This is a genomic window from Paenibacillus etheri, assembly GCF_001012825.1.
Lineage (GTDB): Bacteria > Bacillota > Bacilli > Paenibacillales > Paenibacillaceae > Paenibacillus_AQ > Paenibacillus_AQ etheri.
The window spans coordinates 57494-70228 of sequence record NZ_LCZJ02000033.1; the positions used below are offsets into that span (position 1 = coordinate 57494).

Sequence of the window (12735 nt, forward strand, 5' to 3'; positions counted from 1 at the left end):
CCTCTGATAATGCAATCATGTGTGTAATGTATGGATAAATGTGACTTCACATAATATAATAATTACATACTTAATTGATACACCCTAAACTATAAGCCATAAAATGACAATAACACAAGAAAGGCTGTCTCAAATGGAGCATACTTATTCCGTAGGATCTAATCCCGTGTATTACGATAAACAAAATCTCCATGTACTGTTTGCTGGTCAGAGTCAGACGGTTCCTATGCATCAAGCTGGCCCTAAGATTTACGATTATTATTTATTTCACTTTATAGAGTCTGGCTCAGGTATTTTCCGTACTGAACATCATCAATACGCACTGGAAAAAGGTGACTTCTTCCTTATTCATCCAGGACAGCTGGTCAGTTATATTTCGGATAAGGATCAGCCCTGGTGCTATCGCTGGGCAGCTTTTACTGGGAGTGAGGCTGATGACCTTGTGCTGCAGACAGGCTTTACACCTCAAAAACCTGTGGTGACTACAACGGGTGATAGCGTCATCCCAGGTGCTCTTTCCAGTATCATGCAAGCCTTCAAAGCAAACAAAGAAAGTGCCCACCTAACTTCTCTAGGCTTTCTTTATCTCATTGTAGGCGAAGCTGCAGATTTGCTCTCTTCTTTCTCTCGTCTTCCCGGAGCTGAATCGCAGGTTAAGCGTACGGTGAAGCAAATGATCCACTACATGGCCTCCCAATACGCTCATCCAGTATCTATTGAACAAATGTGTGATACCCTTGGCTATAACCGAGCCTATCTATCCCGAGTATTTAAGCAAGAAACCGGTTTGTCTCCGGTAACATACTTGCTGAAGCTGCGTATTGAGAAGTCTAGACAGCTGCTCCGTGAGCGACCAGAACTGTCTGTCGAACAGGTTGCTGCTTCCGTTGGACTCACTGACGCCCTATACTTCTCGCGCCAATTTAAACGCTTTTGTGCTCAGTCACCTACCGCTTACCGCCTCACAACGACTAGACATGTAAAGAAAACAGATCAGTAAGAGAAGGCAGTGCAAAAGGGATTCACATATTAGACAAGTCCAATATGTGAATCCCTTTGTTAAGCTAACCTTTCAGTTAGCTTAGGTTATCTGCATATAGACTCAGATATTCGGGGTAAGCACGAAGATGTATCTCTTTCGCCCTTTTCTGAGCCATTTCTTTCAGTTCTGGCACATGCTCGGCATCAACATAGTCAGCCAGAACATCAATCACATCATCAAGGAGCTTCGCTCTAAAATAAAACTCCATCCGTTCCAATATTGCATGGCCTGCCAAATCAATAACCAGGTCTCTACAATAACCCCAATCCTTTGATTTATAGATCGGCCATAGAAGTACGGAGTAATCCATTGCAGCGTCTCCAAATACCGTTAAGTCATCCCAATCAATAATCCAGAAATCATTACTATCATCGACTAAGACATTCTGCCAATTTATATCATTGTGGACAATGTCGGTCGCCTTTCTCTGAAAAGAAGGGTGCTGATTAACCATTATTCGCAATGCTTCCACTTCCGTATCGAACCAATCTAAAGTGTCCTCCGTTACGAAGTCCAGCAAATGCTTTTCCGCTCTAATGATTTGTAAATCTTCTTCAAATCGGGTGATATATTCGTCAGTAAATGCGGCGGCATAGTTGTAGTCCTTAGCCTCACTTGCAACTGCCATCCTAATCTCTGTATCCGCATGTAATTGATGAAGGGACTTCAGAACCTTCTCAATCACTGGCAGTGGATCGGAGATGGAGCTTAATGGTTTACCTTCGATAAAATCAAATACTAAACCATAAGAATAACCAGGCGTTATTTCTTGTGCAATCTCCCTAATCAACCGTGGAGCCTTGTAATTATTAGTCAAATGCCCGCTGATCTTTACCCACTGTTTAAGTCCTGTTGCTTTTTGTTCTTGCGAGAGTTTTAAATGGCGAATGGTTTGACCGTCCGTTATGCGATAAGACTGGTTTACAAACCCTCCAGGGTTCCAAATATACTTAGCCTCAATCTTCGAGCTATTTAATTCTAAAGATTGCGAGTTGGCTTCAGTCCACTCTTTCACCCTGTTTTCATCATGATGCAAATCCACTGATGCATCTCATCCCTTCACCTACGTCTTCATCAAGTACCATTCTCTGTTTGCAGAAGCACCTTACCAAAGAGCTCTTCTGCCGAACCCTCTTCATATCGTGCTTCATTTGCTACATATACCATTGCTTATCCCTGCCTCTCATTACGCGCTTCTTCTGTACTACCTTATCTTTAAACTACTGAGCGCATTAATAATCTGGCAAGTGATAAGCCCTGAGAATATCCCTTCTAATCAAGCAGATCCTTTACACTGCCGAGTACTTTCCCAATCCGATCTGTAATCAGAAGATCTGCTTGATCATCAAAAGGTGTCGGGTCGCCATTCAGCAGCACCGTACGTTTGCCCCGGAAATAAGTGACCAGACTAGCCGCAGGTTGGACCGTAAGAGAGGTTCCACCAATCATAAGCATATCTGCAGCTGCTATCACTTCGACAGAATTCACCAGCACCGAGTGGTCCAATTCTTCTTCATATAGCACAACATCCGGCTTAATAATGCCACCACAGTCAGGGCAGCGAGGGACAATCTCAGTGGTACCTAGGAGATGCTCCAGCCCGTAATAACGTGAACAGTCCATGCAATAGTTACGATGAATGGAACCATGCAGTTCAAGTACCTTTTGGCTGCCCGCCAGCTGGTGTAGACCATCAATATTTTGCGTAATAACAGCTTTAAGCTTGCCCTGCCTTTCCAATTCTGCAAGCAGCAGATGCGCGCCATTCGGACGAGCATCGGGATGAATCATTTTACTGCGGTAAAAATCAAAAAAAATGTCCGGTGAGGACATAAAAAAAGTTCGGCTCAGCATCACTTCAGGTGGATAAGGTGAATTGTGCTGAGTCTGGTATAATCCTGCTGCCGAGCGGAAATCCGGGATCCCACTCTCTGTTGATGTACCTGCCCCTCCGAAAAAAACGATATTGTCACAGTCTTTAATCCAAGAAGCAAGTGTCTGCAATTGATCCATGTGTTGTAGCACATCCTTTCCATTAATATGCCGATCATTAGGTGATCCGTAGCTCATTAAAGCTAGAAATAATCACATCTGCGTCAATCAAGTGCTTTCCATCACCCATGTTGGAGATTCCAACGGCGAGGCGTAAGCCTGCACCCTTACCCAACTGCATATCTGCATTACTGTCACCAATAATAATCGTCACTTCAGGAGAAAGCCCCAGCTCCCGGCAGGCTAATTCAGCCATTTCAGGTGCGGGTTTTCCGTTGAATACTCTGTCTCTTGTAACTACCGAATGGAAATAATGAGCAATACCAAGCCAATCCAGATGCTCCTGAGTAGTCTTTGCACCGTCTGAGGTAACCACGCCTAGCTTGAGTGATGCAGCCGTGCACTGTTCCAGAAAAGGAAGAAGCCCTTCTAGAGGCAGTGCCGTGCGGCGTTTGCGTAATTCATACATCGCGTCCTTAGCTATACTCTTAACGCGGGTCAACGCTTCATTCCAAGGAACACCCGCAGCATACAGCTGCCATGCAAGCACACCATAACTTTCTTCTTCTGTAGCCATGGTGAGCGGCCCTGCTGGATCATAACCAATCAACTTACCTGCAGCATCATGCTGTGTACCTAGCACTTTACTCCGATCCACGATAAAATCGGTTCCCATAATCGCAAGCTGATTTTCCATTCCATGCAGTACAAGCTCGGCCCAATTCCCCCAAGTGGCTAATAGATCCAATAACGTACCATCTTTGTCGAATAATATTCCTGAACAGGGAATGAAGTCATCGTTAATCTGTAATACTGGCATAAATATCCCTCCCTTTGTTGGAATGACCGAAGACTACCTGAGATTCCCTAGCCAATCCAGCATGGCACGCACTGTTTCATTTTGCTGCTCTCCTTCGGAAATGGTTGCTTTCCCATCTCCTTTTTGCGGGCCATAACTTCCAAACTGAGCGTGATTTCCACCGACGATTGAACTATAAACCGTATTATCTGGCAAATAGGAACGTCCTTTGTTGTAGCTGTCTCTGTCAATAACCTGATCTTCAGTACCCACTACCGACAATACTGACAAAGTAGTCTCTCTTAGACTACCTTTTTCATCTGGATATGAAGCCAGGAAAAACACACCTTCCAGCTGGTCCGCATGCTGGATCGCATAACGTGACGCCATGACACCCCCAAGCGAATGTCCACCTAGAACAAAAGATTGCTTTGGATGCACACGAATAATCTCTTCTGCGGCATCGCCCTTTGTTACTGCTAAATTAAGCGGCATTTTAGCGATGTAGAAAGGATGCCCTGCAGCAGCAATACCCTTTGCAAGCGGGGAGTAAGCTTCTGGTTTCACCAGAGCTCCAGGGTAAAATATGATTGAGGCCCCCTTAGTAATGGGAGGTTCGAACGAAATCCAGTTTTCATTCTGTTCGACTGTAACTCCTCCACTTGAAATCAGTGCAGTTTCGGCTTCTTCAGCCGGTGCATACGGAGTTAAATATTTCAACAACAGCAATCCGGCTACAACAAGAATGATTAATACAATTAAACCAATACGACCCTTAGTTATTCTTTTCTTCAACATGCTCCACTCCTGGATGTTACTGCATATAAGAAAATTATAGTAGAAACCCACTATTCTAACAACCTTCAACACATCGCCACATTCGGCACTTATGATAACGCTTTCAATAGTGAGTTAATTCACAATTCAATTGAAGAAAATCTTGTATTTTAAAATTAAAGCATCAAGCATCTTTGGGGGGAAGTCATGGTAGGGGAAAACTCGCTAGACACGCCTGGAAAGACCTTTTTTCTAAATTTACGTTTTGTTCTCATTGTCACTGTAATCGTTGGAAACGCCATAGAACCACTGATAGGATCAATGAGCAGCTTGCATAGCTTATATATGTGGATCTTCAGCTTTCATATGCCGCTCTTCGTGCTCGTTACGGGCTTTTTTGCCAATAAACACCTTACGGGTACACAAGGCCGTCGCATTATCATGCAAATCGGATTGCAGTACATTATTTTTCAAAGCCTCTACTCTGTGCTAGACGCCACCATATATCAGGTACAGGGTATTCATCATTCCTTTTTCGCCCCCTATTTGCTCTTATGGTTCCTGGCAAGTCATGCCTTCTGGCGTATACTTATGATCGGGATGCGTAAATGGGCGCCTGCCACTCAATTCATTTTTGCTGTCGCCGCTGGAATTGCCGTTGGATACCTACAGCTTGATGGCGTATGGTTCAGCATTAGTCGCACTTTTGTATACCTGCCATTTTTCGTATTAGGTTATCATTTTTCGTTCCAGTCCTTTTCCCGTTTTTTTCAAAAATGGATTAAAATCACCGCTGCCGCAGTCTCCATCCTTCTATTACTTCTATTTGCTTCTTGGGGATCAGAATTGCCGATAGGCTGGCTTTACGGAAGTATGACCTACATGCAGCTTGGGCTTCAAGAATGGTACGCAGGAATTTATCGTCTGGCCGTTTATGGGCTGCAAATCACTGCTGCACTAGCGTTTATGGGGTGTATTCCTTACTCGCTCAGCCGGCTGACTGACTGGGGATCACGTACATTGTATGTCTTTCTACTTCACGGATTTATCGTTCGTTTTGCCGCCGTTTCTGGCCTTTACTCCTATATTAATCATTCCTTAGGTGCCGTCTTATTGGTGCTCTCGGCAGTCTTACTGACCATTCTCTTAGCCCAACCAAATGTAAAACGACTGATGCACCCTATTGTTGAGCCCCCCGTTGGCTGGATGATCACCCTACAGCGTGTTGCCTTACGGCGCTCATTATAAGTAGCCTATCCCCTAGCGGATAGGTTTTTTTTATACTATTTAAGCTCGGTCTCCTCAAGAGAAACTTCACATTGTCCGGTAGAAAAAACGTGCTCTTTGTGATAGACTCACTAATAACAATGACTTCTCCGTTCTTTATAGGCGGGAACCGTTTATACCAAAACAGCGGCATTTTTTATAGAATCGGCTTCGCCCTTCTTCTCTAGGAAGCTCGTCCCCGTTCATTCTATAAACCGTATATACGCAGGTCTTTGGAGTTCATTGCGTTAATGCGACACTATATTTCATTGCAATTTATTTAGGGGGGAAATGTCAATATGGCAGCTAAGAAAATGCGTTCAGACATGATTAAAAAGGGCTTTGACCGTGCTCCACACCGTAGTCTCCTGCGTGCAGCCGGAGTAAAAGAAGAAGATTTCGGAAAGCCGTTTATTGCGGTCTGCAATTCCTATATTGATATTGTTCCAGGTCATGTGCATCTTCAAGAGTTCGGTAAGATCGTTAAGGAAGCGATTCGTGAAGCTGGCGGCGTTCCTTTTGAGTTCAATACGATCGGCGTAGATGACGGTATCGCAATGGGACATATCGGCATGCGTTATTCTCTACCAAGCCGTGAGATCATCGCTGACGCTTTGGAAACTGTCGTTTCCGCGCATTGGTTCGATGGCATGGTCTGCATCCCTAACTGCGATAAAATCACACCGGGAATGATGATGGGCGCACTGCGTGTCAACATCCCAACCATGTTCGTAAGTGGCGGTCCAATGAAAGCGGGCGTAGATAGTAAAGGTAAAAAGCTCTCCCTTACCTCCGTATTCGAGGGCGTAGGTGCTCACCAAGTCGGAAAAATCAACGATGCTGAGTTGCTTGAATTAGAACAATTCGGTTGTCCTACTTGTGGATCTTGTTCAGGAATGTTCACTGCCAACTCCATGAACTGTTTGGCAGAGGCACTTGGACTGGCATTGCCAGGTAATGGTACCATCCTAGCTGTAGCTGATGAGCGTAGAGAATTTGTACGCAGATCCGCTACTCAACTTATGGAATTGATTAAGTTAGACCTTAAACCAAGAGATATCGTAACTAAAGAATCACTCGATAACGCTTTTGCACTGGATATGGCAATGGGCGGCTCCACCAATACGGTGCTACACACCCTTGCACTGGCTCAAGAAGCTGGTATCGATTATCCGCTTGAACGCATTAACGAAGTGGCTAACCGTGTTCCTTATTTGGCGAAGCTGGCTCCAGCATCCGATATTTTCATTGAGGATGTGGACCGCGCAGGCGGCGTTAGTGCCGTCTTGAATGAACTGCTCAAGAAACCAGGTGCTCTGTACGGAGACTGCATGACGGTTACCGGCAAAACATTAGCCGAGAACGTAATCGGACATGAAATCCAAGATACTTCTGTTATTCATAAGATCGATAACCCTTACTCCGAAAGAGGCGGTCTCGCCGTACTTTACGGCAACCTGGCTCCTGAAGGTTCCATCATTAAAGTAGGTGCAGTAGACGCTTCTGTTGGCGGATATCACAAAGGTCCTGCAATCTGTTTTGATTCCCAAGAATCCGCACTCGAAGGTATCGCTAACGGTAAGGTTAAAGAAGGCCATGTAGTCGTTATCCGTTATGAAGGTCCAAAGGGTGGACCGGGAATGCCGGAAATGCTAGCTCCTACTTCTCAAATTGTGGGAATGGGTCTGGGTGCTAAGGTTGGTCTGATTACAGACGGACGTTTCTCGGGGGCTTCCCGCGGAATCAGCATCGGTCACATTTCTCCGGAGGCTGCTGAAGGCGGCCCGATCGCTTTTGTTGAAGATGGAGACATCATTGAACTTGACCTCAACAATCGTAAGATTGAACTACTGGTTGACGAAGAAGTATTGGCGGTTCGCCGTACGGGCTGGAAAGAGTTTGAGCCTAAAGTTAAGACTGGTTACCTGGCTCGCTATTCCAAAATGGTTACCAACGCAAGTAACGGTGCAGTACTGAAGATTTAATTAGCGAACCTAAGTTTTAGTTGTTCCTGGCATACAAGAGCAGTCCACCTTAGAAAATCTATGGTCGGACTGCTCTTTTTTTATTGGACACAAGAAAGATGCCCCAATCCATTTCTGGATTGTGAGGCATCAACATTATGGTTCATTATATAAGACTAAATAATATCATGAATCAATTCGTTACTGTTGCTCCTGGCAATTCCACTTCTGTGCGTGAATCATTAAGTGACAACGCTTCCTCTTGCTGCGGTTTATGTTTCCTTACTGATCTTTCATCATGAGGCAATTGCTGATTCATCTTCTTGAGCAATTCTGAGACAGGCATCAGGATTAGCTTCGGTACAAGGACCTCACTCCGCTCCTTGAGCCTAGCACCACCATCTGGATGAATCACACTTAACAGGATCTTTAAGTAAAACTTGGTGGAGCGTGCGAATATACCATCCGGCAAATCATGTACACTAAAGCCGAATTTCTCCGGCCCACGGTTAATCATACTAACACCATAAAGTGCTTTGGCTTGTGCGAGGTTTACATCTTTGGCAATAACTTCTGCCAGCATTGGCAACCCCTTCTCCATTCTGCGGATCATACGAATCGCAAGTTGAGCAGAAGAACGCGAATGAATACCTAATTCGAATAATTGCCTGTTATCAATATGCAGCTCAATGATTTTATCGCCTTTACTCAGCAGGGTTCCATCACCGAGTTCAACAGGCTCTCCGTGATATTTACGCATTCGATAATGCATGAATGGATCGACTGGGTTAATCGTCTTGAGCTGGAACAGTGCTTGAAATACTTGCTCCCAAGCCAACCAGAGTCCGACCAGTACTCGTTTACCAAAGGATAAACGCCGAATCGGTGATTGCTCCGCCATCTTGATCATGTCGTCCACTCGAATGCTGCGCAGTCCTCTTCTTTGGGCCTCCTGCAGCGTCAGTTCAAGGGCTAGCAGCATATTCTCGGGTGCGTCCGGATCGGCACCTAACGTTGTGCCACTATCATGCAGCAGCATCACTTCACCGGGATTCAATCGGGCCAGCATCTTCTCGGTGAGCCGCTGCGCACCAAGCTTCTCACGCCAATCTCCAAACATTACCGACCAAAGAACAATTTCAACTTGACGACGTTTGGAAATATCGAACAAATTGACAATCCCCCAAGGTGGACGGTAATACGTACTACGCTCACCTATAATGTTATAGATAATATCATTCGTGCGCTGAATCTGCCGACGAACGGTTGCGGGCCGCATAAGCCAGTTCGTCTTGTGAACATAATTATGAATTCCAATAAGATGTCCCTCTTCATGTATCCGTTGAATAAGCTCCGGGTAACGTTCAGCGTTAGATCCTACTACAAAAAAGGTTGCTTTTGCATCATACTTCTTCAATAAATCCAGGAGTAACGGTGTAAATCGAGGGTCAGGTCCATCATCAAAGGTCAACGCGAACTCATTCCGCCCAGTTCCTTTACGAAAGACACGGTAACCAAAAATGCGGCTAATCATACCCGGGATAAAAGCATAAAAAGATGAGATATAAAATAACCAGAGCAGCAAAGTCTGCATATGAATTCCTCGCTTTTCCAGAGTTGACTTTGGCTCGCCTTACGTCTGCAAGCAGAACCTGTGATACGGCCAAGTGAAGTTAGATAAAAAATACGTTACCCCCTATTTTAACACATGTATCAAAGAAATAGACGATTTTCAAGTAAAATCATGTACAATGTATTCAGCCTGACATATCAAAAATTTAAAAAGGGAGTTGTTTATATCTATGCTGTCGTTATACAAAAAATATTGGCGCACGTTCTTCGACATTGGATTAATTGTCCTCACAGTCTATCTGGTTATGTTCGCCTTCAGTAAATTGTATCAGCTAGCTGCACCTGTATTTCTATCTTTTTTTGTCTTTTTGCTTATTGAACCGCTTGCCCGTTTCTTGAACCGTCGGGGGCTTGCCAAACCCTTCGCTTCGGCGATCTCAGTGCTTCTGTTCCTAATCGTTCTTCTGGGTACGTTATTTGGCGCTGGGCTATTGGTCACCATCCAAGCGCTTCATTTTCAAGTTAATCTTCCTAAGTATACATATGTGGTACAACAACATTTCGTGGAATCCACAACCTACCTTCAACAAAAAATCGATAGCTTGCCGCCGGATATTACCGACAAAGTGAATGGATACTTTAAAGATGCCACGAATGTCCTTACTGGATGGCTTATTATTATTCTAAAATATATGGTCGGTGTGCTTGGATCCTTCTCCTCCTTCATGGCCAATTTCGGGATCGCCATTATTTTAGCCTTTTTCCTTAGTATGGAAATTAAAGATTGGCGCAAGATTGCCCATGACAAAATGCCAAAAACATTTAAAACTGCTTATGCCTTTTTGCAGGGTAATGTATTTAAAGCCATCGGCTCTTATTTAAAAGCTCAGCTTATTCTGATCAGTATTACCTTTGTTATCGTACTGGTTGGCTTATTCATTCTAAGGACGGGTAACGAGATCACTATGGCGCTTATCTGTGCTGTATTCGACGTCTTGCCGCTCCTTGGTGTAACGACGATTTTAGTCCCTTGGATCATCTATCTGTTCATTGTTGGCAATACCTCATTAGCAATCGGTTTAATCGTACTCCTGGCGATTGTATTGATTGTAAGACAGCTGCTTGAACCGAAGATTACCGGGAATTCGATTGGCGTATCATCTGCTTTTCTAATGCTGTCCTTCGTCATTCTGTCCACATCCGCTTTCGGTATGGCCGGTCTGATCCTGTCGCCGATTCTGCTTATTCTGATCAAAGAACTAATTCAACAAGGATATCTTCAGAGCTGGATCTATTTGCCTCAAGAGGAGTTTATCGTTTCACCCTTTGCTGCAAATGGCCCTTCATCTAAGAGCACGGCCACTGCTACTCCTCCGGAGCCTCAAGCTTCTGTAGAAGACGATAATAAATCAAATATCTGACCGAACAGCTTAATAGCAAGATGCGGACTATCCGGAGCGACATTCTCTACAGCGACTGATACAGCATATCTTGGGTGATCCACTGGACCGTAGCCGATAAACCATTGATTGTTACGTGCTACGCCTTTAACCAGCGTCTGTGCCGTCCCTGATTTACCTGCAACGGGCCAGTGTGTGCTTTGTAGACGGGCTCCGGTTCCTTCCGTCACAACTTTGCGCATCATGGACAGTAACTGGCGGGCTGTAGACTCAGAAATCCTTCCTGATGAGGAAGGGGACAGATGTCCCGGCAGCTCCTCCAGCTTCTGCCCGTTCGCAAATGTGACTCGCTGCAGAATCCTCGGCGCCCTTACTTCCCCTCCATGTAGTAGCGTTACAATAAGATTTGCTGCTTGTAAGGGTGTGACTTGTACATCTCGCTGTCCAATTGCAGTCTGTACTCTGGCTCCCTTGTCATCCGGCAGTAGGGTAGTAAAGATGGTCCCCTTTTGCTCTCCGGATAGTGGTTTTAGAAGTGGAAACCCAAGCGTCTTCTCGGCTTGCCAGCTGATATCTCTTCCGAGTCCTAGCGCCAGTGCAGTTGATTGAAGCTGAACACCACTCAAGCGCTCTGCCAGCGCAGCAAATACAGTATTACAGGACACGGCAAATCCTTGCGCCAGCGTAAGGGGTCCGTGTCCTTTTCCTGTCAGACAAGACAATCCATATTTCTCATATTGCCCTGAACAATAAAAAGGCTCGTCAGCAGAGGTTACACCAGCCTCTAACGCCGCGGCGGCTGTAACGATTTTGAAGATCGATCCAGGAACGGCAGCCTGGAGTGCCCGATTGTTCCACTCCCCACCTTGAGGTGATATCTTCTCCGGGTTATAGAAGGGTAAAGATACCATGGCTTCAATATCTCCCGTCCCGGTGTCTAACACCACTACCGCACCTTCCTTCATTCCGGATTTGAGCGCTAGCTCCTCAATTCCCTCCTGAAGCTTCTTATCAATTGTTGTATATAAAGACAGAGGGAAGTAAGGATTGCCTGGGGCTTTTACTTGGATGGGGCTATCTGGAAGGCGATTCCCGCGTGCGTCCACTTGCACATAAGCTTCGGTGTGGCCTACACCTTGAAGCAAAGGCTCTAATGTCTTCTCTAAACCATCCGTTCCCGTCATAGGTATTCTAAGACCCGTAGGAGAAGCTTTAGCTCCAGCATTCGTGGTGGCTTCCGATAAATAGCCTAGCCATTGCCGACCTGAAGAATTCCCATCATATCTGCGTGCGAAAGGAAGCACACCTACTCCGTCGATCCCCAGCGCACTTACTTCTTCTGCCTGCGTCTGGGACAACGCGAGAGGTCCTTTTCCCACTGAAGATGGCCAAAGCAAAGGTTCTTTAAGCGAAGAACGCTTATTCAAAAGTTGTTCATAGCTGACACCCAGAATCTCCGCCAGTCGTTGCATGGGTTTAGCTTCTTCGTAAACAACCTTCGTCACAGGTTTCTTGGCCATCTCCTCTTGTGGAAAAAATGCCGCCGTCCAAATGGTTTCCCCGGCAAGGGGCTCATTCTTGCGGTCATACAGCCGCCCCCGGCCGCTGTCCAGTACAGTCTCCCGCTCACTTTGAATTTCCGCCATCTTCGCAAGTGTATATTTTGTTCCAGAAACCGTCTGTTCCTTCATAATTAGTTGAACCCACGCCAGCCTAAGGATCAACACGGCTACAGCCGCAGATAAAATAAGAAGACCGCTGAATACACGCCGGTGTTTGTTATTACGCAATGTCTTCCCTCCTGATCAGACTCTCCATACCTATTATGTCCCACCTACATCCATTAGAATCGCCATAAATTTGCCTTCACAACATCAGAAGCAAAAATTTATATTCTGGCTGGTCACCGCTCAAAACAAAGAA

Annotated in this window: 10 protein-coding genes; 4 read left to right on the forward strand and 6 right to left on the reverse strand. The window is 45.3% G+C overall.

Annotated features, from left to right (window positions below; translation table 11 throughout):
• The first annotated feature begins 103 nt into the window (after window positions 1-103).
• Window positions 104-1000, forward strand: a complete 897-nt coding sequence (locus UQ64_RS20010) for an AraC family transcriptional regulator (protein ID WP_245238112.1) — start codon at window positions 104-106, stop codon at window positions 998-1000.
• Between the two features lie 76 nt (window positions 1001-1076).
• Here UQ64_RS20010 and UQ64_RS20015 read toward each other — a convergent pair whose 3' ends face one another.
• From UQ64_RS20015 to UQ64_RS20030, 4 genes are all read right to left on the reverse strand, one after another.
• Window positions 1077-2084 carry an aminoglycoside phosphotransferase family protein gene (locus UQ64_RS20015; protein ID WP_060625253.1) on the reverse strand — a complete coding sequence of 336 codons (1008 nt, stop codon included), beginning with the start codon at window positions 2082-2084 and terminating at the stop codon, window positions 1077-1079.
• Between the two features lie 230 nt (window positions 2085-2314).
• Window positions 2315-3055: an NAD-dependent protein deacylase gene (locus UQ64_RS20020; protein ID WP_060625254.1), complete on the reverse strand. Its 741-nt coding sequence runs from the start codon at window positions 3053-3055 to the stop codon at window positions 2315-2317.
• A gap of 37 nt (window positions 3056-3092) precedes the next feature.
• Window positions 3093-3854, reverse strand: a complete 762-nt coding sequence (locus UQ64_RS20025) for an HAD family hydrolase (protein ID WP_060625255.1) — start codon at window positions 3852-3854, stop codon at window positions 3093-3095.
• A gap of 33 nt (window positions 3855-3887) precedes the next feature.
• Window positions 3888-4631 (reverse strand): alpha/beta hydrolase, encoded by a 744-nt coding sequence (locus UQ64_RS20030; RefSeq protein WP_060625256.1) that lies wholly within the window; start codon window positions 4629-4631, stop codon window positions 3888-3890.
• A 186-nt stretch (window positions 4632-4817) separates the two neighbouring features.
• Between UQ64_RS20030 and UQ64_RS20035 the strand changes: the two genes are divergently transcribed.
• The gene (locus UQ64_RS20035) at window positions 4818-5858 is read left to right on the forward strand and encodes an acyltransferase family protein (RefSeq protein WP_060625257.1); all 1041 of its coding nucleotides are present in this window, start codon (window positions 4818-4820) and stop codon (window positions 5856-5858) included.
• Window positions 5859-6175: 317 nt separating this feature from the next.
• A complete protein-coding gene (ilvD, locus tag UQ64_RS20040) occupies window positions 6176-7861 on the forward strand; it encodes a dihydroxy-acid dehydratase (RefSeq protein WP_042125516.1) in 1686 nt (561 codons plus the stop codon).
• 172 nt (window positions 7862-8033) lie between these two features.
• On the opposite strand, the gene UQ64_RS20045 is transcribed toward ilvD, so the two are convergent.
• Window positions 8034-9434, reverse strand: a complete 1401-nt coding sequence (locus tag UQ64_RS20045) for a polysaccharide deacetylase family protein (RefSeq protein ID WP_060625258.1) — start codon at window positions 9432-9434, stop codon at window positions 8034-8036.
• Between the two features lie 208 nt (window positions 9435-9642).
• On the opposite strand from UQ64_RS20045, the gene UQ64_RS20050 reads away from it, so the two are divergent.
• Complete coding sequence (locus UQ64_RS20050) at window positions 9643-10833, forward strand: AI-2E family transporter (RefSeq protein WP_060625259.1); 1191 nt, start codon at window positions 9643-9645, stop codon at window positions 10831-10833.
• Here the strand turns inward: UQ64_RS20050 and UQ64_RS20055 are convergent.
• Window positions 10794-12602 carry a peptidoglycan D,D-transpeptidase FtsI family protein gene (locus UQ64_RS20055; RefSeq protein ID WP_060625260.1) on the reverse strand — a complete coding sequence of 603 codons (1809 nt, stop codon included), beginning with the start codon at window positions 12600-12602 and terminating at the stop codon, window positions 10794-10796. The genes UQ64_RS20050 and UQ64_RS20055 overlap by 40 nt on opposite strands.
• Window positions 12603-12735: the final 133 nt, after the last annotated feature.